At 61.8% G+C, this 23,049-nt stretch carries 19 protein-coding genes and 1 pseudogene; 13 read left to right on the forward strand and 7 right to left on the reverse strand.

All coding sequences use genetic code 11. The annotated features are described in order from the left end of the window. Window positions 1-3 precede the first annotated feature (3 nt). The 4 genes from yidC to rpmH all read right to left on the reverse strand — a co-directional run bounded on the left by yidC (window position 4) and on the right by rpmH (window position 2,672). Window positions 4-1,662 carry a membrane protein insertase YidC gene (gene yidC, locus HWY30_RS32835; RefSeq protein ID WP_090802290.1) on the reverse strand — a complete coding sequence of 553 codons (1,659 nt, stop codon included), beginning with the start codon at window positions 1,660-1,662 and terminating at the stop codon, window positions 4-6. Between the two features lie 30 nt (window positions 1,663-1,692). Continuing rightward, complete coding sequence (gene yidD / locus HWY30_RS32840) at window positions 1,693-1,926, reverse strand: membrane protein insertion efficiency factor YidD (RefSeq protein WP_090802288.1); 234 nt, start codon at window positions 1,924-1,926, stop codon at window positions 1,693-1,695. A gap of 112 nt (window positions 1,927-2,038) precedes the next feature. Then, window positions 2,039-2,518 (reverse strand): ribonuclease P protein component, encoded by a 480-nt coding sequence (gene rnpA, locus HWY30_RS32845; RefSeq protein ID WP_090802287.1) that lies wholly within the window; start codon window positions 2,516-2,518, stop codon window positions 2,039-2,041. 19 nt (window positions 2,519-2,537) lie between these two features. Then, window positions 2,538-2,672, reverse strand: coding sequence for a 50S ribosomal protein L34 (rpmH, locus tag HWY30_RS32850; protein WP_004198824.1), 135 nt, complete (start codon window positions 2,670-2,672; stop codon window positions 2,538-2,540). A gap of 383 nt (window positions 2,673-3,055) precedes the next feature. Between rpmH and dnaA the strand changes: the two genes are divergently transcribed. The 4 genes from dnaA to HWY30_RS32870 all read left to right on the forward strand — a co-directional run bounded on the left by dnaA (window position 3,056) and on the right by HWY30_RS32870 (window position 10,342). Continuing rightward, on the forward strand, window positions 3,056-4,654 hold the full coding sequence (dnaA, locus tag HWY30_RS32855) for a chromosomal replication initiator protein DnaA (protein WP_221309137.1): 1,599 nt from the start codon (window positions 3,056-3,058) through the stop codon (window positions 4,652-4,654). 530 nt (window positions 4,655-5,184) lie between these two features. Further along, window positions 5,185-6,288: a DNA polymerase III subunit beta gene (gene dnaN, locus HWY30_RS32860; RefSeq protein WP_090802283.1), complete on the forward strand. Its 1,104-nt coding sequence runs from the start codon at window positions 5,185-5,187 to the stop codon at window positions 6,286-6,288. Between the two features lie 114 nt (window positions 6,289-6,402). Next, on the forward strand, window positions 6,403-8,874 hold the full coding sequence (gyrB, locus tag HWY30_RS32865) for a DNA topoisomerase (ATP-hydrolyzing) subunit B (RefSeq protein WP_090802282.1): 2,472 nt from the start codon (window positions 6,403-6,405) through the stop codon (window positions 8,872-8,874). 562 nt (window positions 8,875-9,436) lie between these two features. Further along, window positions 9,437-10,342: a dienelactone hydrolase family protein gene (locus HWY30_RS32870; protein WP_244145098.1), complete on the forward strand. Its 906-nt coding sequence runs from the start codon at window positions 9,437-9,439 to the stop codon at window positions 10,340-10,342. A gap of 456 nt (window positions 10,343-10,798) precedes the next feature. Here HWY30_RS32870 and HWY30_RS32875 read toward each other — a convergent pair whose 3' ends face one another. Continuing rightward, the gene (locus tag HWY30_RS32875; protein ID WP_090802279.1) at window positions 10,799-11,680 is read right to left on the reverse strand and encodes an AraC family transcriptional regulator; all 882 of its coding nucleotides are present in this window, start codon (window positions 11,678-11,680) and stop codon (window positions 10,799-10,801) included. Between the two features lie 327 nt (window positions 11,681-12,007). On the opposite strand from HWY30_RS32875, the gene HWY30_RS32880 reads away from it, so the two are divergent. Further along, window positions 12,008-13,402 carry an ethanolamine ammonia-lyase subunit EutB gene (locus HWY30_RS32880; protein WP_090802277.1) on the forward strand — a complete coding sequence of 465 codons (1,395 nt, stop codon included), beginning with the start codon at window positions 12,008-12,010 and terminating at the stop codon, window positions 13,400-13,402. Further along, entirely contained in the window at window positions 13,399-14,190 is a 792-nt protein-coding gene (gene eutC / locus HWY30_RS32885; RefSeq protein ID WP_090802276.1) for an ethanolamine ammonia-lyase subunit EutC, read from the forward strand. The genes HWY30_RS32880 and eutC overlap by 4 nt, the downstream gene beginning before the upstream one ends. 31 nt (window positions 14,191-14,221) lie before the next feature. On the opposite strand, the gene HWY30_RS32890 is transcribed toward eutC, so the two are convergent. After that, a complete protein-coding gene (locus tag HWY30_RS32890; protein ID WP_090802274.1) occupies window positions 14,222-16,540 on the reverse strand; it encodes a heavy metal translocating P-type ATPase in 2,319 nt (772 codons plus the stop codon). A gap of 81 nt (window positions 16,541-16,621) precedes the next feature. Here HWY30_RS32890 and cadR point away from each other — a divergent pair, with 81 nt between their 5' ends. From cadR to HWY30_RS32920, 7 genes and pseudogenes are all read left to right on the forward strand, one after another. After that, entirely contained in the window at window positions 16,622-17,053 is a 432-nt protein-coding gene (gene cadR / locus HWY30_RS32895; RefSeq protein ID WP_090802273.1) for a Cd(II)/Pb(II)-responsive transcriptional regulator, read from the forward strand. Window positions 17,054-17,057: 4 nt separating this feature from the next. Continuing rightward, window positions 17,058-17,189, forward strand: a complete 132-nt coding sequence (locus HWY30_RS42555; protein ID WP_279613315.1) for a hypothetical protein — start codon at window positions 17,058-17,060, stop codon at window positions 17,187-17,189. Next, on the forward strand, window positions 17,176-17,376 hold the full coding sequence (locus HWY30_RS32900; RefSeq protein ID WP_090802271.1) for a hypothetical protein: 201 nt from the start codon (window positions 17,176-17,178) through the stop codon (window positions 17,374-17,376). The genes HWY30_RS42555 and HWY30_RS32900 overlap by 14 nt, the downstream gene beginning before the upstream one ends. Before the next feature lie 23 nt (window positions 17,377-17,399). Continuing rightward, window positions 17,400-18,803, forward strand: coding sequence for an ATP-dependent RNA helicase DbpA (gene dbpA, locus HWY30_RS32905; protein WP_090802270.1), 1,404 nt, complete (start codon window positions 17,400-17,402; stop codon window positions 18,801-18,803). A 341-nt stretch (window positions 18,804-19,144) separates the two neighbouring features. Continuing rightward, complete coding sequence (locus HWY30_RS32910; RefSeq protein ID WP_090802268.1) at window positions 19,145-20,299, forward strand: pyridoxal phosphate-dependent aminotransferase; 1,155 nt, start codon at window positions 19,145-19,147, stop codon at window positions 20,297-20,299. 64 nt (window positions 20,300-20,363) lie between these two features. Next, a complete protein-coding gene (locus HWY30_RS32915) occupies window positions 20,364-21,158 on the forward strand; it encodes an ABC transporter substrate-binding protein (RefSeq protein ID WP_090802267.1) in 795 nt (264 codons plus the stop codon). Window positions 21,159-21,299: 141 nt separating this feature from the next. After that, window positions 21,300-21,988: pseudogene (locus HWY30_RS32920) on the forward strand (AraC family transcriptional regulator). A gap of 40 nt (window positions 21,989-22,028) precedes the next feature. Here the strand turns inward: HWY30_RS32920 and HWY30_RS32925 are convergent. Next, window positions 22,029-22,616, reverse strand: a complete 588-nt coding sequence (locus HWY30_RS32925) for a LysE family translocator (protein WP_090802265.1) — start codon at window positions 22,614-22,616, stop codon at window positions 22,029-22,031. Window positions 22,617-23,049 lie beyond the last annotated feature (433 nt).

Genomic DNA, 23,049 nt, shown 5'->3' on the forward strand with positions numbered 1-23,049 from the left:
ACATCAGGCCGGCTTCGCCTTCGAGCTGCCCATCATCCGCGTGATGTAGTACTGCTGCGCGATCGACAGCACGTTGTTCACGACGTAGTACAACACGAGACCTGCGGGGAAGAAGAAGAACATCACCGAGAACGCGATCGGCATGAACATCATCATCTTCGCCTGGACTGGGTCCGGCGGCGTCGGGTTCAAGCGGGTCTGAAGGAACATCGACACGGCCATCAGGATCGGCAGGATGAAGTACGGGTCCTGCTGTGACAGATCATGGATCCATAGAATCCACGGCGCGCCGCGCATTTCCACCGACGACAGCAACACCCAGTACAGCGAGATGAACACCGGGATCTGGATCACGACCGGCAGACAGCCGCCGAACGGATTGACCTTCTCGGTCTTGTACAGCTCCATCAGCGCCGCGTTCATCTTCTGCGGATCGCCCTTGAAACGCTCGCGCAGCGCCTGCATGCGCGGCGTGATCGCCTTCATGCGCGCCATCGACTTGTAGCTCGCGGCCGACAGCGGGAAGAACACCGCCTTGATCAGCACCGTGAGCAGCACGATCGACCAGCCCCAGTTGCCGACATAGCCGTGGATCTTCGACAGCAGCCAGAACAGCGGCTTCGCGATGATCGTGACCCAGCCGTAGTCCTTCACCAGATCGAGACCCGGCGCGATACCTGCGAGCATCTTTTCTTCTTCCGGACCGGCGAACAGACGCGCGGACACGCTGACGGTCTGGCCCGGCTGGATGGTCGGCATCGCCTCCTTCATGCCGACGCGATACAGCGACGGATCGATCTTCTCGGCGTAGAACTCGCGCTTCACGCCTTCCTGCGGAATCCAGGCCGACGCGAAGTAGTGCTGGACCATCGCGACCCAGCCGTCGTTGGCCGACGTTGCGAAGTTTTGCTTGTTCTTGTCGAGATCGCTGAACGTCATCTTCTGGAAGTGATGCTCGTTCGTGTAGACAGCCGGTCCGATGAACGTGTGCGAGAAGCGCGGCGTTTCGACCGGCTGGTCGTCGCGCACGAGTTCCATATAGAGCTGCGGCGTCACCGGCGTGGTGCCGACGTTCTGGACCTTCGTCTCGACGCCGATCACGTAGCTGCCGCGCGTGAACGTATACGTCTTGATGACCCGGAGGCCGCCCTTTTCCGGCGACTCGAAGCTCATCTGGAACGAGTTCTCGCCGTCGGCCAGATGGGTCGGCTGATTCGGCATCAGCGTAAAGATGTCGTTGTGATTCGGGAAGTCACCGCCGAGCAGGCCAGTGCGCGCCAGATACGTGTGATTGTTCGTTTTGTCGAACAGCGTGATCACGAGATCCGGCTGCTTGCCGTCGCCCTGCTTGACGAGCGACAGGCGCGACAAGGTGGCACCGCGGGTGTCGATTTCGCCGCTATAGACGTCGGTGCCGAACTTCACGAGCTGCGATTGTTCGGCCGCTGGCGCGTTGCCCGGCGCGGCCGCGTTGGTTGTCGCCAGATCGGCTTGCTGGGTGCCCGGTGTCGTGGTGCCCGGCGCGGCGCTGCCGGCGGTCTGGGTCGGCGTCGTGCTCGGGAAGAACATCGACGGGCGTCCGTGGTCGCGTTGCCAGTTGTCGAACAGCATGACAGCTGACATGAAAAAGATGACCCATAGGACGGTGCGTTTGATATCCATGCGTTGTCTCAGTGTCGATGGAACGGCGCGTCAGCGCTTTTCAGAAGAAGTGGGTGGCGGGACGAGATCGATGCCGCCCGCGGAAAACGGGTGGCAGCGGCAAACACGCCTCACGGCGAGATAAGTCCCGCGCGCGGCGCCATGATACTGGATTGCCTCGCGCGCGTAATCAGAGCAGGAAGGGTAAAAACGGCACCGGTTGCCGAGCATGGGGCTCACGGCAAGCTTGTAAAAACGCAATAAAGCGAAGAGTACCGTTTGCATGGCAGGTGCGGCCGTACGGCGCCGGGCAACGTGAAGTACAGGACGACGCCCGCGCTCCGAAGCTGCCGGCGCAACGCCCATTGCGGCGACCGTGGTGCGGGCGGTCACTGCGTCATTCCGTCTTGGGCGCCTCCGCGGGCGGCGCCTGACGACGGGTAATTTCGCGCGCTGCCTTGTCGAGCAGCGCCTCGATTTCGCTGCGGCACAGCGCCTTCAACGGCGACGACGACGCGCTCGGCAAAGCTTTTTTGTCGAAACGCGTGTGTAGACGCAGCAGCACATCCCAACCGCCGAATTCCGCGCGACGCAGCCGGAAGGCTTCGCGCGCGATCCGGCGCACCAGATTCCGCGTGGCCGCGCGCGGCGCATACTTCTTACCGATCACGAGGCCAAGACGCGCCTCGTTGCCGGTGGGCCGGCCGTACACGACAAAGTGTGCGGTACGGCGCCACGGCCGCAAACGAAAAACGGATGAAAATTCATCCGTTTTTAGCAGCCTTGCGGCTTTGGGGAAGGCGGCTTGCGCTCGCAACGGAACCGAGCCCGGTTGCTGCGCCCCGGCCGCTCCCGCTTCGCCGCGGGTTTCGGTCACAGCGCGCAATCCGCTTGCCTTAGATCGCGAGGCGCTTGCGGCCCTTCGCGCGACGTGCGTTGATGACCTTGCGGCCGCCAGCGGTCTTCATGCGAACGCGGAAGCCATGGGTGCGCTTGCGACGGGTAACGGAAGGTTGGTAAGTACGTTTCATGTTGCTCTCACTTGATCGAAAAAAACCGCGCGATCATCGCTGAAAGCGCAATGGCCGGTGGTTTACTGAAATTGGTTTTCGCGGAACCCGCTATTTAAACTGGTTTTCCGTTGGCCGTCAATAGTTTAGCCGTCGTCTGGCGCAGCCGGGGGTTGCCGGACCAAGCGATCGGTCCCTGTGGATAACTCACTTTCGGGTTCGTTTTGGCGTTAGAATCTCGCCTTACTTCCCAAAAATGTTGCACGCCGCTCCGGCACGCTTGTCCCGCAGACCCTTGTGGCACAGGCGCCTGGGGCTGTTACGCCTGGCTGCTCAGGGCCTTGTTGCGCGTGCGCGACAGGGGCAGCGGCGACCGCCGTGCACACCATAACGATAGCAACTTGATGAACGAATTCTGGCAACACTGTTCCGCATTGCTGGAGCGTGAGCTTACGCCCCAGCAGTACGTGACGTGGATCAAACCCTTGGCCCCGGTCGCCTTCGACGCCGATGCGAACACGTTGAGCATTGCCGCGCCGAACCGCTTCAAGCTCGACTGGGTCAAGAGCCAGTTCTCCGGCCGCATCGCGGATATGGCCCGCGATTTCTGGCATGCGCCGGTGGATGTGCAATTCGTATTGGATCCGAAGGCCGGCATGCGTAGCCCAACGGCCGCGGCGCCGGCTCCGTCGTCGGCACGCCCGGCTTCGGCCGCGCCGCAGGGCGGTAATGCCGGCGGCGTCGCGGCCGTCGATGCTGCTGTCGGCGCGGTGCACGCCGCGCATGCCGCGCGCGCGAATCCCGCAGCCGCGGCTGCGGCGCTCGCAGCGCAAAACGCTAATTCGCGCAGCGCCGCCGAAGACGTCGCAGACCTCGATCTGCCGAGCCTGGACGCGAACGAAGCCGCCGCCGGACGTCGCACGTGGCGCCCAGGCCAAGGCGTGGGCGCGACGGCATCCAGCGAGAGCGACTCGATGTACGAGCGCTCGAAGCTGAACCCCGTGCTGACCTTCGACAACTTCGTGACCGGTAAGGCGAATCAGCTCGCGCGCGCCGCGGCGATCCAGGTCGCCGACAACCCCGGCATTTCGTATAACCCGCTGTTCCTGTACGGTGGCGTGGGCCTCGGCAAGACACACCTGATCCATGCTATCGGAAATCAGTTGCTGATGGACAAACCCGGCGCGCGGATTCGCTACATCCATGCGGAACAGTACGTGTCCGATGTCGTGAAGGCGTACCAGCGCAAGGCGTTCGACGACTTCAAGCGCTACTACCACTCGCTCGACCTGCTGCTGATCGACGATATTCAGTTCTTCTCGGGCAAGTCGCGCACGCAGGAGGAATTCTTCTACGCTTTTGAGGCGCTGGTCGCCAACAAGGCGCAAGTGATCATCACGAGCGATACGTATCCGAAGGAAATCTCGGGTATCGACGATCGCCTGATCTCGCGCTTCGACTCCGGCCTGACGGTGGCGATCGAGCCGCCCGAACTCGAAATGCGCGTCGCGATTCTGATGCGCAAGGCGCAATCGGAGTTCGTGAGCCTGAATGAGGACGTCGCGTTCTTCGTCGCGAAGCATCTCCGCTCGAACGTGCGCGAGCTCGAGGGCGCGCTGCGCAAGATCCTCGCGTATTCGAAGTTCCACGGCCGCGAAATCACGATCGAACTGACCAAGGAAGCGCTGAAAGACCTGCTGACGGTGCAGAACCGGCAGATTTCGGTGGAAAACATCCAGAAAACGGTCGCCGACTTCTACAGCATCAAGGTCGCGGACATGTATTCGAAGAAGCGTCCGGCGAACATCGCGCGGCCGCGGCAGATCGCGATGTACCTGGCGAAGGAATTGACGCAGAAGAGTCTGCCGGAAATCGGCGAGCTTTTCGGCGGGCGCGACCACACGACGGTGCTGCACGCGGTGCGCAAGATCGCCGACGAGCGCAGCAAGGACGCACAGCTGAATCACGAACTGCACGTGCTGGAGCAGACGCTGAAGGGCTAAACGGGCTGGCCGCACGCGACCGTGAAACGGACGTCGGCGGCAGGAAACGCTGGAAGCGGCCACGCAGTGGTTTGAATGAGGCCGCGAAAACGCTGTAAATCGAGAAACGGGCAGGGGACTCACAACCCGGCGGCGCTGTCGGGTCCGAACGGGAAATGACAAGGAACGCGACGGTAAGCGGGCAGAAGCGACGTAAAAAGCGCGGCAAACCCGTGACGAATTTGCGGCGCAACCGGCCAGAAGTGGCGGAACAACGAGCCTGCGAACCGGTAGCGCCGCGCAGCGGCGCGACAAGTCGGCGGCAGCCCGGACCACGCCCTACAAAATCGACCTGTTTATTCCCGAACTCGCCCCCATTTTAGTGAGGCGGTCCCGTTTTCAGGCACAATACAGGTTTAACCGCCCGGCGGCGACGGGCGGATTTCACGCCGTGTCGGGCGCTTTTCAGGGCGCCGGCGGGGAGCCGTGGCTGCGCGCTGAAACGCTTGTCCCGTAAGGCGTGCAGGCCGTTATACCAACGAAGGAACCCTATGCAACTGGTCAAGACCGAACGCGACAACCTCCTCAGGCCGCTGCAAACCGTGAGCGGCATCGTCGAACGCCGCCATACGTTGCCGATCCTCGCCAATTTGCTGATCACCAAGAACGGTCCTGACGTATCGTTCCTGTCGACCGACCTGGAGTTGCAGATCACCACGCGCGCCGATTTCGGCGTGGGCGGCGATTCGGTCGCGACCACGGTGGCAGCGCGCAAGCTCCTCGACATTCTGCGCGCGATGCCTGACGGCCAGGTCACGCTGACGCTGAACGACAAGCGTCTGACCGTGCAATCCGGCAAGAGCCGCTTTGCGCTGCAGACGCTCGCCGCGGACGAATTCCCGACCGTCGCTCAGGCCAAAGACTACGGCGCGAGCCTGGTGGTTCCTCAAAAGACGTTCCGCCAGCTGCTCGGCATGGTCCATTTCTCGATGGCCCAGCAGGACATCCGCTACTACCTGAACGGCATGCTGCTGGTGGTGGACGGCGATCAGCTGATGGCGGTCGCGACCGACGGTCACCGTCTCGCGTTCTCGTCGATGAAGATCGAGGGCTCCTTCGCGCGCCACGAAGTGATCATTCCGCGCAAGACGATTCTCGAACTGCAGCGCCTGCTCGAAGACATCGACGACACGCTGAAGATCGACATCGCGCAGACGCAGGTCAAGTTCACGTTCGGTCAGGTTGAACTCGTGTCGAAGCTCGTGGAAGGCAAGTTCCCCGACTTCCAGCGCGTGATTCCGAAGTCGCACAAGAACAAATTCCAGATTGGCCGCGAAGAACTGCAGCGTTCGCTGCAACGCGCGGCGATTCTGACGTCGGATAAGTTCAAGGGCGTGCGCTGCATCGTCGAGCCGGGCCAGTTGAAGATCATGTCGACCAACGCCGATCAGGAAGAGGCGCAGGAAGAACTGGAAATCGCATACGACGGCGACAGCGTCGATATCGGGTTCAACGTCACGTATCTGCTCGACGTGCTCGCGAATTTGAAGGTCGACATGCTGCAGGTGAGCCTGGGTGATGCCAGCTCCAGCGCGTTGATCACGATTCCCGAGAACGACGAATTCAAGTACGTGGTGATGCCGATGCGCATCTGACGCGTCCAACATCAAGAAGAACACCAAGGGGCGCAGCGCCCCTTTGGCGTTTTTATGGCGTTTTGAAAAGTCCAGAGCAGCAACCTTGCAGTAACGCAGAACCGGAAAAAATCCATGACTGAAACGAACAATACGCAGCCCGATAACAGCTACGGCGCCTCGTCCATCCAGATCCTCGAAGGTCTGGAAGCCGTGCGCAAGCGGCCTGGGATGTACATCGGGGATACATCGGATGGCACCGGTTTGCACCACCTCGTGTTCGAAGTGCTCGACAACTCGATCGACGAAGCGCTCGCCGGGCATTGCAACGACATCCAGGTGATCATCCACGCGGACAACTCGATCTCGATCACCGACAACGGCCGCGGCGTGCCGACCGGCCTGAAGATGGACGACAAGCACGATCCGAAGCGCAGCGCCGCCGAAATCGTGATGACCGAGCTGCACGCCGGCGGCAAGTTCGACCAGAACAGCTACAAGGTGTCGGGCGGCCTGCACGGCGTGGGCGTGTCGTGCGTGAACGCGCTGTCGGCGTGGTTGCGCCTCACCGTGCGCCGCGACGGCAAGAAGCACTTCATGGAATTCCACCGTGGTGTGCCGCAGAACCGCGTGCTCGAAGAGATCGACGGCGTGACCACGTCGCCGATACAGGTGATCGGCGACACCGAAAACCGCGGCACCGAAGTGCATTTCATGGCCGATGAAAAGATTTTCGGCAATGTTGAATACCACTACGACATTCTCGCGAAGCGGATTCGTGAGCTTTCGTTCCTCAATAACGGCGTGCGGATTCGATTGGTGGATCAGCGCTCGGGTAAGGAAGAGGATTTCGCGTTCGTCGGCGGCGTGAAGGGTTTTGTCGAGTACATCAACAAGAACAAGTCCGTGCTGCACCCGAACATCTTCCACATCATCGGCGAGAAGGATGGTGTGGGCGTCGAAGTGGCGATGCAGTGGAACGACAGCTACAACGAAAACGTGCTGTGCTTCACGAACAACATTCCGCAGCGCGATGGCGGCACGCACCTTACCGGTCTGCGTGCGGCGATGACGCGCGTGCTGAACAAGTACATCGCCGATCACGAAGTCGCGAAGAAGGCGAAGGTCGAAACGTCGGGCGATGACATGCGTGAAGGGCTGTCGTGCGTACTGTCGGTGAAGGTGCCGGAGCCGAAGTTCAGCTCGCAGACGAAGGACAAGCTGGTGTCGTCGGAAGTGCGCGCGCCGGTGGAAGAAGTGGTCGCAAAGGCGCTCGAGGAATTCCTGCTCGAGACGCCGGGCGACGCGAAGATCATCTGCGGAAAGATCGTCGATGCGGCGCGTGCGCGCGACGCGGCGCGCAAGGCGCGTGAGATGACGCGCCGTAAGGGCGTGCTCGATGGCGTCGGTTTGCCCGGCAAGCTCGCCGATTGCCAGGAGAAGGATCCGGCGAAGTCGGAGATTTATATCGTCGAGGGTGACTCGGCGGGTGGGTCGGCGAAGCAGGGGCGTGATCGGAAGTTTCAGGCTATCTTGCCGCTGCGCGGCAAGGTGCTGAACGTCGAGAAGGCGCGCTACGACAAGCTGCTTTCTTCCGAGCAGATCGTTACGCTGATTACCGCGCTTGGCTGCGGGATCGGCAAGGAAGATTACAACCTCGACAAGCTGCGCTATCACCGCATCATCATCATGACCGATGCTGACGTCGATGGCGCGCACATCCGGACGCTGTTGTTGACGTTCTTCTATCGGCAGATGCCGGAGATGATCGAGCGCGGGTATATCTATATCGCGCAGCCGCCGCTTTACAAGATCAAGGCGGGGAAGGATGAGCGGTATCTGAAGGATGAGTCGGAAGTCAACGCTCATATTCTTCGGCTCGCGTTGCAGGGGTCGGAGTTGGTGGCTTCTGAAGGTGCGACTCCGATTACCGGGGATGCGTTGGGTGAGTTGGCTCGGGCTTATCTGTTGGCGCAGGCAGTGGTTGATCGGTTGAGCCGGCTGTATGACGCTGGTGCGCTCGAGGCGGTGATGGATGGCGTCGTTATCGACCTCTCCAGCGAGCAGGCGGCCGAAGCTTCGGCTCGCGCGCTTGAGGCGAAGCTGCGGGATGATGCGCTGAAGCCGGAAGTGCGCGTTACGACGATGTATGACCCGGTGCGGGAGCTGCGCTCGCTGCGCGTCGCGCGGACGCATCATGGGAATCAGAAGATTTCTGTGATCGATGAAGAGTTTCAGTTGACTGCGGATTATCAGCAGCTTGTGACGACCGCTAATACGTTCAAGGGGTTGATTGGCTCTGGCGCTGTGATCAAGCGTGGGGAGCGGAGTATGGCTGTCACCGACTTTAAGAGTGCGATGAAGTGGCTGCTGGCTGATGCTGAGAGGAATATGTCCAAGCAGCGCTATAAAGGCCTCGGGGAGATGAATCCGGAGCAGCTTTGGGAGACGACTATGGATCCTGCGGTGCGGCGTCTTCTTCGGGTGCAGATCGAGGATGCTATTGCTGCTGATGGCATCTTTACTACGCTCATGGGGGATGATGTGGAGCCGCGCAGGGCTTTTATTGAGTCGAATGCGTTGAGGGCGGGGAATATCGACGTTTGAGGGTGTATGTAGGTAGACGCATAACCTGAGAAAACGGGCCCGTAAGTTGAGAAACTTATGGGTCTTTTTATTAATAGTCAGGCTGATGAACAATACGTCGACGTGCTGATACTGCTTGAGCTTTTCTTCCTGCTCGCGGAGTCGACATTCAGGCCAAACAGCTGTTGGTGGCTTTCTTCGAGTTTTTGCTCCTCTCCCGTTCAGGAATCAACCTGGGGGCGGCGAAGTGAAATGGGCGCTACGCTCGCGCGTCGACCGCGCTCGGCGGTTCCGGACGGCTAAAGCGACTCGAATCCTCGACTTTCTGGACATGCGCGACCCGGCGAATCGATAAAGTGCCTGCCGTCTGCCGTCTGCCGTCTGCCGTCACTGTCTGTCGTATCACGACAATTCTGTCATTTGCATTGCATTCCTGCCCGGACCGCCTATAACGCTGCATAAATAACTCTGTCCGTACTCATGGGAGACGGCCATGTTCGCAAGTGTGAGAGGCTTGCCGTTCCTTTTGCTAGTCCTTGTGCTCCTTTGCATTCCGCGCGTCCCCTACGCGCAGGTGGCGCGAATGGAAGTCATTCCATTCGAGTCGATGACGCTCACAGACGAGCAATTTCTGGCCGGAAGCGAAGACGGCAAGCGCGTGACGATAGCCGGTGAATTGCGGCTGCCTCGACCCGGGACCGACAGGCTGCCCGCCGTCATACTGCTGCACCCCTCTGGGGGTATCGGCGGCCAGATAGCGGACTGGGAGCAGTGGTTCCTGTCCTTGGGCGTTGCCACTTTCGTTGTCGACAGTTTCACGAGCCGAGGCATAGAAAACACAATCAATGACCAGAGTCAGCTTGGCAGACTCGCCCAGACAGAAGACGCGTATCGCGCGCTCAGCCTTATTTCCAAAAACCCTCATGTCGACGCGAGCCGCGTGATGCTAATGGGCTTTTCCCGTGGAGGGCAAGACACGCTCTACGCGAGCATGGTGCGCTTCCAGAAAGCGCATGCCGATGCGTCGAGTCCAGGATTTGCAGCCTATGTTCCGCTTTACCCAGACTGCAGTGCCCACTACCTCGATGACGACAACGTATCAAAGGCTCCCATTCGCATATTCCATGGAAGCGCAGACAACTATGACCCGGTCGCGCCTTGCAAGGCCTATGTGGAACGGCTGAAAGCCAAGGGGGCGGACGTAGAGCTGACCGAGTTTGCCGGGGTTAATCATATTTTCGATGCGCGCGCCTTCGCACATCCAACCTCCCTGCCGAAAGCGCAAACAGTGCGCAATTGTGCATGGGAAGAACACAGTGCGGGACATTTGCTTAACGTCAGAAGCAACCTGCCGTTCTCATATGCGGACCCCTGTGTCGAACGGGGCGTGACAATCGGGTACGACGAGAGCGCGACGGAGCAAACGAAGAAGGCAATAGCCAACCTGGTTACCACTACGCTTAAGCCGACACCGACACGTGCCCCGTGATTCCGTCGAGACTGGCGGGAACAGCATTGCTTTGGGCTGTTACGTAAAACGCGCGGAGATTTGCTTTCTGCGAGATCTTCAAAAAATGGCCTTCCACCCGAGGCCACTTATCCACATCCCCCTTTGGAAAACTTTTGTAGAAACAGCCGAACACATTGTGGGCGAAACCTTGATAAATGCGCCGCGTTAACCGGTCGGCTAAAACTTTTCCCTGGCTCCGTTAACCTGTCCGCCCGCGCTCCCAAGGGTTATCGATTCTGCAGCGCGTTGATCCGTAAACGAACTTCCACGTTATCCACAGCCGAACGCCCCACTTGTTAACTATTACTACGGATACATATACAAAGACTATAAAAACCGGAGAAGCACGCCGAAACACGCGCAACGTATACGCACATAACGACAGCAACATCGCAGGACGCAGAACCAGCGAGCACCAACCCAGCCACCCACACCTCACCCCAACGGCAAACAAATCTCCGTAACCAACTCCGCAGGCGCAGTCTCCTTGGGACTGTTCAAATACTCCTCAAACACCGGCGCATCCGCTGCCTCCCTCCCAGACTGCACGAGCCAGGTCCCATACAACCACTCATAAGCCGCTCGCATATCGCTATACGGCCCCACATGCCGCAACACCGCATATTCCCCACCGCGTATACGCGTGGCAGAAACCGCCCCACCCATCCCGACAGCCGAAGCCACTTCAGCCATCACAGGCCCCGGCAACAACACAGCCGCCTTCGACCGCAACGCCTTCTCCTCGACCACTCCCGGATCATCGAAGTAAACCCCGATCATCCGCATCTGCGCCTCCAGCAGATTATGTTTCGCAAGCCACCCCAACAAAGCATCAAAAGCCTTTCCGATCTGCATATAAGGTCCGACATGATCGACCGACAAAATCTCCATCGGCTCCACATAACGAATCACGACCTCACGAATCATCGTCATCTGATCGTCTCCTGAAAGCGCCGGACGAAACCGGCTATGCGTGCCTTGCCTGCGATACTGCGCCGGCGGCACACCAAACACCGCGCGAAACGTCCGCGAAAAAGACTGCAAACTGCTATACCCCGAACGCTCGGCAATCTGAGCAATCGGCATCGAACTACTCGCAAGAAAACCCGCTGCGCGATGCAACCGTAAACGCCGCACGGTCGTCGCGACCGTCTCGCCATACATCGCCTGATAAATCCGGTGCCAGTGATACGGCGACAGACACGCAATCTCCGCAAGCCGTCCTATATCGAGCGGTTCGTCGAGGTGATCGTAGATATGGTCGAGCACGCGTGCGAGTCGCGTCTCGTATCGATCCCGATGGTCTGATTCGTTCATGACTGGACCGCAGAAAATTGGCGCGAGAGGATGCGAACAAAGTATCACGTCAGCGAGTGTCGGCCGTTTACCAAATCCTGCGGATTTCAAGCGGTGCGCACAAAGGGGATTGAGCGCCTGTTGACCGCGCCCGTGGACGCGAGCAGGAGCGCCAAACACAGCATCGGCAAACAGCCCCAATCTCCGCAACGTGACGCTGCCGCCGTTTGGCGCTATCGTGTAGTGAGCAGCACCAGCACCAGCACCAGCACCAGCAGCAAGCAACCTGCAGCATGTAACCGCCGTTCCCATTCCTACCCGCGTTCGCGAGGCGATGGAGCCGCAAACATGAGCTACACCGAGTCGATCGGCAGTCGCACGTACCGCTTCGCCGACCTGAAGACCCTGCTCGCGAAAGCGAGCCCGCAACGCTCGGGCGACCAGCTCGCAAGCATCGCGGCAGCGAGCGAAGAAGAGCGGGTCGCCGCCAAAATGGCGCTCGCCGAGGTGCCGCTACGCACGTTCCTGAACGAACCGCTGATCCCCTACGAAACCGACGAAGTCACCCGCCTGATCATCGACGATCACTCGCCAGCAGCCTTCGCCGAAATCTCGCATCTGACGGTAGGCGACTTCCGCAATTGGCTACTCAGCACCACAACCGACACCGACGCACTCACCCGCATCACCGAGGGCCTAACACCAGAAATGGTCGCCGCCGTCTCAAAGCTGATGCGCAACCAGGACCTGATCACCGCCGCCCGTAAACGCCCGGTCATCACACGCTTTCGCAACACGGTCGGTTTACCGGGCCGCATGTCCGTACGCCTGCAACCGAACCACCCAACCGACGACGTCAAAGGCATCGCCGCCTCGATGCTCGACGGCCTGATGTACGGCTGCGGCGACGCGCTGATCGGCATCAACCCCGCGAGCGACAACCTCGCCGCGATCACGAAGCTGCTGCAGATGATCGACGACTTCCGCCAGCGCTATCAGGTACCGACGCAGTCGTGCGTACTCACGCACGTGACGAGCACGATCGCCGCGATGGAAAAAGGCGCGCCGGTCGATCTCGTATTCCAGTCGATCGCCGGTACCGAAAAAGCGAACGCGAGCTTTGGCATTTCGCTCGCGCTGCTGCAGGAAGCATACGAGGCGGGGCTGTCGCTCCAACGCGGCACCGTCGGCAGCAATCTGATGTACTTCGAAACGGGGCAGGGCAGCGCGTTGTCGGCGGATGCGCATTTCGGCGTTGACCAGCAGACCTGCGAGGCGCGCGCCTATGCGGTCGCGCGCAAGTTCAAGCCGTTTCTGGTGAATACGGTAGTCGGTTTCATCGGCCCCGAGTATTTGTACGATGGCAAGCAGATCACGCGCGCGGGTCTCGAGGATCACTTCTGCGGCAAGCTGCTCGGCGTGCCGATGGGTTGCGACATCTGCTACACGAACCACGCCGAAGCGGACCAGGACGACATGGACAATCTGCTGACGCTGCTCGGCGTAGCGGGCATCAATTTCATCATGGGCGTACCTGGCGCGGACGACGTGATGCTCAACTATCAGAGCACGTCCTTTCACGACGCGCTGTACGTGCGCGACGTGCTCGGTTTGCGCCGCGCGCCGGAATTCGAGGAATGGCTGGAGTCGATGCAGATCATCGACGCACGCGGCGCGTTGATCGGCGCATCGGCGCGGCAACCGCTGCTCGAAGGTGCGCGCGACTGGATGGGGATTGCATGAGCGAGAACGACGCACTCGACAAGGACCCGTGGAGCGCACTGCGTCGGTTTACGCAGGCACGCATCGCGTTGGGCCGAGCGGGCAACAGCCTGCCGACCGCACCATTGCTCGCGTTCAATCTCGCGCATGCGCAGGCGCGCGACGCCGTGCACCATCCGCTCGACGTGGACCCGCTGCACGCACAGCTGCGCGCGCAAGGTATCAACACGCTCGACGTGCATAGCGCCGCGCCGGATCGCGAGCATTATTTGAGGCGCCCTGATCTTGGGCGGCGTCTGTCGGAGGAGAGTCGCGCGACGCTTGCCCGACTGCCATCGCAATCAAGCGATGTGCTGTTTGTGATCGGCGATGGTCTATCGGCGTTCGCCGCATCGAAGCAGGCTGTACCGTTGCTGCAAGCTATACATCCAAAGCTCGCGGGTTGGACCATCGGTCCCGTAGTGGTCGCGCGTCAGGCGCGCGTCGCACTCGGCGACGAGATCGGCGAATTGCTCGACGCGAAAATCGTCGTGATGCTGATCGGCGAGCGACCGGGTTTGAGTTCGCCGGATAGCCTCGGCATCTACGTCACGTACGCGCCGAAAACGGGGTGCAGCGACGCCCAGCGCAACTGCATTTCCAACGTGCGCCCGCAAGGCCTCGACTATCCGCAGGCCGCGCACAAGCTGCACTATCTGCTCACGCAGGCGAGGAAGCTGAGACTGACAGGGGTGGGCTTGAAAGACGACAGCGATGAGCTGCTAGCCAGCGCTCCGAGGCATCCTGCCGTGAACGACGGTTCAGCGTAGGAAGCAACGAGCGTAAATCTCGCACGCCCACTCACTTGCGCAACAACCTCAACCCATTGCCCACTACCAGCAAACTCGCACCGACATCTGCGCACACCGCCATCCACATCGTGCCGAAGCCCATCAACGTCAGCACGAGGAACACGCTCTTGATGCCAAGCGCGAGCGCGATGTTCTGCACCAGCACCCCGTAGGTTGCCTTTGACAACCGGATAAACGTCGGAATCTTCCGCAGATCGTCGTCCATCAACGCGACGTCGGCGGTTTCGATCGCGGTGTCGGTACCCATCGCACCCATCGCGAAGCCGATGTCAGCGCGCGCGAGCGCGGGCGCATCGTTGATGCCGTCGCCGACCATGCCGACCGTCGCGCCATCGCTCGACCATTGCGTGAGCGCGTCGAGCTTGTCCTCGGGCAACTGATCGCCGCGCGCTTCATCGACGCCGACCTGCTGCGCGATTGCCTCGGCGGTATGACGGTTGTCGCCGGTCAGCATCGTGGTGCCGACGCCGAGCCGCCGTAATTCGGCGACGGCGGCGCGGCTCGTTTCCTTCACCGTGTCAGCGACCGCGAACAGCGCGAGCACGCGCTGCGCATCGGCGAGCATCACGACGGTTTTGCCGTGCTGTTCGAGCGCATCGAGACGCGCTTCGAGTTGCGGCGAGCAGCGGCCCAACTCTTCGACCAGGCGATGATTGCCGAGCCAGTACGCGATACCGTCGATATCGCCGCGCACGCCGCGTCCAGCGATCGCCTGGAACGCATCGACGTGCAGATGTTCGACGCCGTCGTCATTGGCGGCAGCAGCGATCGCCATCGAAACAGGGTGGTCGGAGCGGCCCCCGAGGCTTGCCGCAAGCGTGCGGTATCGGAACGTTTCACCCGCGTCACCAACCACCTCAAACTCCGTCTGCACTGGCTTCCCGTGCGTAATCGTTCCGGTCTTATCGAGCGCCAACCGGGTCAGCTTGCGACCCTGTTCGAGATAAACGCCACCCTTGATCAGAATCCCCTTGCGCGCCGCGGCCGCGAGCCCGCTGACGATCGTCACCGGCGTCGAAATCACGAGCGCGCACGGACACGCGATCACGAGCAGCACCAGCGCCTTGTACACCCACGCGTGCCACGCTCCACCGAACACGAGTGGTGGGACCAGAGCGACGGCGAGCGCAATCGCGAACACGATCGGCGTATAAACGCGCGCGAATTCATCGACGAAGCGCTGCGTCGGCGCCTTCGTGCCCTGCGCCTCCTCGACCGCGTGGATGATCCGCGCGAGCGTCGTGTTGCCGGCGGCCGCCGTCACTTGATAATCGAACGAGCCCGCCTGGTTGATCGTGCCGGCGAATACGGCGTCGCCGATCGCCTTGTCGACGGGCAGGCTCTCGCCGGTGATCGGCGCCTGATCGACGCACGAGCGGCCCGCGACGATTTCGCCATCGAGCGCGATCCGCTCGCCCGGCTTCACGCGCACGAGCGTCCCGGGCACGATCGCGTCGACGCGGACGGGCTGCCACGCTCCATCGGGCTGCTGCACGCTGGCCTGTTCGGGCGTGAGCCGCATGAGCCCTTCGATCGCGTTGCGCGCGCGGTCGAGCGAGCGCACCTCGATCAGCTCGGCGATCGTGAAGAGCACCATCACCATTGCGGCTTCGGGCCACTGGCCGAGCAGCGCCGCGCCGGTCACGGCGATGCTCATCAGCGCATTGATGTTCAAGTTGCCGTTGCGCAGCGCGACCCAGCCCTTGCGATATGTCGTGAGGCCACAGGAGGCAATCGCGACGACCGCCATACCCGCCACCACCCAGGCCGGCGCGCCGAGCCAGCTAGCGGCTTCTGAGGCTCCCGCGACGATGCCGGCGAGGATCAGGGGCCACCACGGCTTGCGCATTGCGTCAGTGGCTGCTTGGGGCACCGCGTTGGCGTTCCCACCCTTTCCGGCGTCGCTTGCCAGTTCGGGCGTGAAGTCGAGCGAGCGCAGGGCGGCTAGGACCGACTCGAGCGCCTCCGGCGCGTGGACGACAGTCAGCACGCGCTGCATCAGGTTGAAGTCCATGCTACGCACGACCGGCATACGGCCGAGTTTCTTGCGGATCAGCGCTTCCTCGGTCGGGCAGTCCATCTGCAGGATGCGGATTGCGGTGCGAAGGTCGTCGTCGAGGGCTTCGGACGGAGGCAGGCGCAGCGACGCAGGCGCAAAAGCGCTAGCGGCGCAGCAAGCGACAGCAGCGTGATCATCGGCGCGGCCGTGATCATGGTCGCGCCGCGCATCAACGTCGCCGCAACCCCCGTGCATACAGGCCTCGTCCAGTTCCGGACGATCGGTGGCAATACGGCTGCTGTCAGGCATTGGTGGCTTCCTCGTGCGATTTGTGGTCTAGTAAACACCCTGAAGCCACTACAAGGTCAAGGCCGCGTGGAGGAAGGGTCCATGAAAATCGGCGAACTGGCGAAAATCGCCCATTGCACGACGGAAACCATCCGTTTCTACGAGAAAGAGCGCCTGCTGCCCGAGGCGGAGCGCACCGAAGCCAATTACCGCAGTTACACGGCAAAGCATGTCGAGCGCCTGCGCTTCATCCGCAATTGCCGCGCGCTCGACATGACTCACGACGAAATCCGCGCATTGCTGCGTCTGACCGACGCGCCGGCGAACGGCTGCGGCGGCATGCATACGCTGGTCGACGAGCACATCGCGCACGTCGACACGCGTATCGAAGAACTGCAGCAGCTGAAGGCGCAACTGACGACGCTGCGCGACCAATGCCACGGCGAGCATCCGGTCGAAGACTGCGGCATCGTGCATGGCCTGACCGACATGGATGTGGCCGTGCCGCGTCCGCGGCATACGCATCTCGGCTGACGCCATGCTTGCCGTCGAGCGCTATCGCGTCACGACGCAGCGCCGGCGCGGCAACCCCATACACGGCAAGGCCGCATATGCGACCTTGCCGATCGATCATCGAATCCAGTTGGAGAATCAACGTGTTCACCTGTAGAAATCAGTCCTGCGGCGCGCAGTGGGAGCAATCCGACGTCGTCATCAAGAACGAAGGCCAGGGGCTGCTGTTCCGCTGCCCGCTGTGCGGCGCGCGCAATTACGTCGAGCGTTTCGACGGCGACAACGGCGCGGTGCTGTACGAGCAGTTGCCGGGCCGCCCCGATCAGGGCCCGATGGCCGAGTAATCTCGATTCCTACAGACGATCCTATGAACAGTCCAACCCCCGCCGGCGCCGCATTCAGCGAGCTGCCGCTACCGCCCGCCACGCTCGCGAACCTGACGCAGCTCGGCTACGTCGAGATGACGCCGATCCAGGCCGCGAGCCTGCCGATCGCGCTCGCCGGTCAAGATCTGATCGCGCAGGCGAAAACCGGTAGCGGCAAGACCGCGGCGTTTTCGCTGGCGCTGCTCGCGCGCCTCGATGTACGCAAATTCGGCACGCAGGCAATGGTGCTGTGCCCGACGCGCGAACTCGCCGATCAGGTCACGCAGGAAATCCGCCGTCTCGCGCGCGCGGAAGAAAACATCAAGGTGCTGACCTTGTGCGGCGGCACACCGATGCGTCCGCAGACGGCGAGCCTCGAACATGGCGCGCACGTCGTGGTCGGCACGCCCGGCCGCATCATGGATCACCTCGAACGCGGCAGCCTCGATCTGCAATCGCTGAACACGCTCGTGCTCGACGAAGCCGACCGCATGCTCGACATGGGTTTCTTCGACGACATCGCGAAGGTCGCCAGGCAATGCCCGAAAGAGCGCCAAACGCTGCTGTTTTCGGCGACGTACCCCGAGGGCATCGCGAAGCTGAGCCAGCAATTCCTGCGAAACCCGAAGGAAGTCAAACTTGCCGAGCGGCACCACGACAGCAAGATCCGTCAGCGCTTCTACGAAGTGACCGAAGACGAGCGTCTGCACGCGGTCGGTCTGCTGTTGAATCACTATCGTCCGGTCAGCACGATCGCGTTCTGCAACACGAAGCAGCAGTGCCGCGATCTGCTCGACGTGCTGCGCGCGCAGGGCTTCCATGCGCTTGCGCTGCACGGCGAACTCGATCAGCGCGAGCGCGATCAGGTGCTGATCCAGTTCGCGAACCGCAGCTGCTCGGTGCTCGTCGCAACCGACGTCGCCGCGCGCGGCCTCGACATCGCGCAACTCGAAGCGGTGATCAACGTCGACGTGACGCCGGACCCGGAAGTGCACACGCATCGCATCGGCCGCACGGGCCGCGCCGATCAGGAAGGCTGGGCGCTGAGTCTCGCGACAATGAACGAGATGGGGCGCGTCGGTGGGATCGAGCAGGCGCACAAGCGCGACGTCGAATGGCACAAGCTGGCCGAGCTGAAGGCGGGCAACAACGAACCGCTGCTGCCGCCGATGGAAACGCTGCAGATCCTCGGCGGCCGCAAGGACAAGATCCGTCCCGGCGACGTGCTCGGCGCGCTGACCGGCGACGCCGGCTTCGCGGGCTCGCAGATCGGCAAGATCAACGTGACCGACATGTCGACCTATGTCGCGGTGGAGCGCAGCATCGCGCGCGAGGCGGTGCGCCGGCTCAGCGCGGGCAAGCTGAAGGGGCGCAAGGTCAAGGTTCGTTTGATGGACGAAGCCTGATTCACCCGAAGCTCCGGCTTTCATTGAAAGTCAAATAACTCGAAAAACGGCCGCGTCAGCGGCCGTTTTCGCGACCGGGTCGCTCAGCATCACATTCCTTCATGCCTACGCAGTTACCCGCATTCCCCGAAATCCACACCGCGTCCCCGCAAACCATGAACCCGCCGGCTTAGGCCTGCGTCGAGCGGCTTCGCGCGAGCCATGAAGAAAACGCATGCCGCGCATGACAAAGTTTCGATTGTGAGCGTTCTTTGGCTGATGCCTAATCACCCCACCGGAAGGAACGCCCCGCCGCCGCCATTCGCGCGGCCGCCGGCGGGTGTAGATAGGGAGAAAGTCTTATGCAGAGCGCCATGCAAGCCCGCTCGAAACTGCCGGACGTCGGCACCACCATTTTTACCGTGATCGGCCAACTGGCCGCGCAACACGATGCGTTGAACCTGTCGCAGGGCGCGCCGAATTTCGCGCCGGACCCGAAGCTCGTCGACGGCGTCGCGCAGGCGATGCGCGCCGGCCACAACCAGTACGCGCCGATGGCCGGCATCGGCACGCTGCGCGAAGCGCTCGCCGACAAGGTCGAAACGCTGTACGGCGTGCGCTACGACCCCGCCAGCGAGGTGACCGTGCTCGCGAGCGCGAGCGAAGGTCTTTATTCGACGATCAGCGCGCTCGTGCATCCGGGCGACGAAGTGATCTACTTCGAGCCGTCGTTCGACAGCTACGGCCCGATCGTGCGTCTGCAGGGCGCGAAGCCGGTCGCGATCAAGCTGTCGCTCGATCACTTTCGCGTGAACTGGGATGAAGTCGCCGCCGCGATCACGCCGAAGACGCGCATGATCATCGTCAACACACCGCACAATCCGACCGCGACGATTTTTAGCGACGCCGATATCGAGCGGCTGAAGGCGCTCACGCGCAACACCGACATCGTGATTCTGTCCGACGAGGTCTACGAACACGTCGTGTTCGACGGCGCGAAGCATCAGAGCATGGCGCGCCATCAGGAACTCGCCGAGCGCAGCGTGATCGTGTCGTCGTTCGGCAAGTCGTACCACGTGACCGGCTGGCGCGTCGGCTACTGCCTCGCGCCCGCCGCGCTGATGGACGAGATCCGCAAGGTCCATCAGTTCATGGTGTTCTCCGCCGATACGCCGATGCAACACGCGTTCGTCGACGCGCTCGCCAATCGCGACAGCTACCTCGGCCTGTCCGACTTCTATCAGAAGAAACGCGATCTGCTCGCGCATGCGCTGCGCGAATCGCGCTTCGAGCTGTTGCCGAGCGAAGGCAGTTTCTTTATGCTCGCCCGGTTCCGCGGCTTCTCCGATGAAAGCGACAGCGATTTCGTGCTGCGCCTGATCCGCGATGCGCGCGTCGCGACGATTCCGTTGTCGGCGTTCTACACCGACGGCACGGATTCGGGGCTGATTCGCCTGAGTTTCTCGAAGGACGACGCAACGCTGCTCGAAGGCGCGCGGCGTTTGTGTGAAATCTGAGCGGGCGAGAGCACACTCAAAGTATCGAAGTCGTCAAAGTATTCGAAGAATGAAGGGAGATGTCATGAAGTTGCTCAAGTGCTTGTTGGCGCTGGCCTGTGCCGGCGCGTCGCTCGCAACATCGTCGGCGGCAAGCGCCGCCGATACCGCGACGCTGCGTTTCGGCGTCGAAGCGCAGTACCCGCCGTTCGAGTCGAAAGGACCGAACGGCGAACTGCAAGGGCTCGATATCGACGTGGGCAACGCGGTCTGCGCGGCCGCGCACATGACGTGCAAGTGGGTCGAAACCTCGTTCGACGGCCTGATTCCGGCGCTGCAAGGCCGCAAGTTCGACGCGATCAATTCAGCGATGAACGCGACCGAGCAGCGCCGCCAGGCGATCGATTTCACGACCGTCGTCTATCGCGTGCCGTCGCAGCTGATCGCGCGCAGCGACAGCGGTTTGCAGCCGACGCCCGAGTCGCTGAAGGGCAAGCGCATCGGCGTACTGCAAGGCTCGATTCAGGAGACCTTCGCTAAGGTGCATTGGGAACCGGCCGGCGTGATCGTGCTGCCGTATCAGGATCAGAACCAGGTCTATGCCGATCTGACGGCTGGCCGTCTCGACGGCACGCTCGTGCTCGCACCGGCCGGACAAACGGGCTTTCTGTCGAAGCCCGAAGGTAAGGGCTACGCGTTCGTCGGTCAGCCTGTGCGTGACGACAAGATTCTCGGCAGCGGCATCGCATACGGCATTCGCAAGGGTGATACCGCGCTGCGCGATCAGTTGAACGCCGCGATCGCGAAGGTGCAAGCCGACGGCACGGTGAAGACGCTCGCCGCGAAATATCTCGGCAATATCGACGTCAGCGCGAAGTAATCGCGTCGCGTTCGGGCGGCGGCGCCGTTTGCGAGCGGCGCCGCGCGTTCGCTTGTTGGCCATGCGTTTGACGGCTACGATACGTAGGCTTCGCGAAGTCGGAGACAACGGCGAAGTCGGCGGATCAACCGGAGAGCGCGCATGAGCGAGACGATCGAAGCGGCAAGCGCTGCGAACACCGCACGCGCAAAAGGCGCAGACGCGCCGCGCTTCTGGCGCAGCGCGGCGCTGCCGTTCATCGAGGCGCGTTCCATCGACGATGGCCGCAAGGTCTGCTACGCCAAACATTCGCACGAAACGTTTTCGATCGGCGCGGTGACGGGAGGCCGCAGCGTGTACCTGAACCGCCACGCGCGGGAATGGGTCGGCGCGGGCGCCGTCGTGATGATGAACCCCGACGATGTGCACGCGTGCAACCCGGTTGCCGGCGAGCGGTGGTCGTATCGGATGCTGCACGTCGACGTTGCATGGTTCACGAAACTGCAGCACGAGCTGGGCTTCAACGAGAATCATGCGTTCCGCGCGTTTTCGCAGATCATGACGCTCGACGCCGCGCTGTTCGACGGCGTGCGCTGAAACTCGACGATGTGTGCGAAGCCGCCGGGCTGTCCGCGTCGCACCTGATACGCGCGTTTAAGCTGCGCTACGGCATGACGCCCCACGCGTATCTGATCAACCGACGCATCCAGTACAGTCGCGCGCAACTGCGGCGCGGGGCACTGATCGCCGATGTCGCGCTCGATGCCGGCTTCGCCGATCAGGCGCATTTGCAGCGCACCTTCAAGCGGCTGGTGACGGCGACGCCGGGCCAATATCGCAGCGGAGCGTGACGCGGCATGAAGCCGCCTCAGGAAGCAGGCGCGGCTCGCGTCACTCCACGAGCAGATACATCGCACTGAGCGCGAGCAGCGCCGCCATCACGCGATTGAACGCCCGGACCCGCTTCGCTTCACGCAGATGCCTGCGCAAAAACGTGCCGGCATACGCCCAGCTCGCGATCGATAGATAGCAGATCACGAAGTACAGCGTCGTGAATTGCCAGACGAGCCCGCCGTCGCCGCCTGCCGCATACGCGCCCATGCCGGCCAGCGACGCGAGCCACGCCTTCGGATTGAGCCATTGCATGGCCGCGCCTTGCGCGAACGACGGCCCGCGCGCCGGCTTGTCCGCGCCGAGCTGGCCGTCATCGATGGTGAGCTTGTAGGCCATATAGAGCAGAAAGCCCACGCCCGCCCATTTGACGATCTCGATCAGATTGGGAAAGCGCGCGAGCAATTCGTGCAGGCCGAGGCCGATCAACAGAAGCAGCAACGTGAAACCGACCGTCGCGCCAGTGACGTGCCGCAGACTCGCGGCGAGCCCGTGCTGCGCGCCGGCGCTCAGCGCGACGACGTTGACCGGGCCGGGAGAAATGGAACTGGCGAGCGCGAACGCGGCCATCGAGAGTAATGCGGTCATCGGATGCCTCGAACGTGAGTGTGCGAATGGATTGCGACGCTCAACGGTAACGAGGCGGCGAGGGCATGTATTGAAGGAAATTGCCCAATCGATAAGAAGGTAAAACCGCTGCGGCTTCAACGGTTCACAAAAACATTAGGCGATGACGCGATGATTCGATAACAAACACGCGTCTGAATTTAGAAAAGAAATACGCGCAAACGTTACCGAGGAACAACGATTTTTGAATTATCAGGTAAATTCTATTTATCGAAACTTATGATATGCCCCTATGTAGCGGGCGATTATTCGGCCCGATAAACAGTCCGAAGCCATAGCGTTATACATAAGTCCTTAGCCGAGCCCGTCGCGGAGCGCGCGTAGCGTGTCAGCGGCAGCGAGTACCTGATCGAGCCCTCGCCAGATGGTCTTGGCACCCGGTTCACCGTCGCTC

Origin of the sequence: Paraburkholderia tuberum STM678, from assembly GCF_902833905.1 — a bacterium.
Taxonomy (GTDB): domain Bacteria; phylum Pseudomonadota; class Gammaproteobacteria; order Burkholderiales; family Burkholderiaceae; genus Paraburkholderia; species Paraburkholderia tuberum.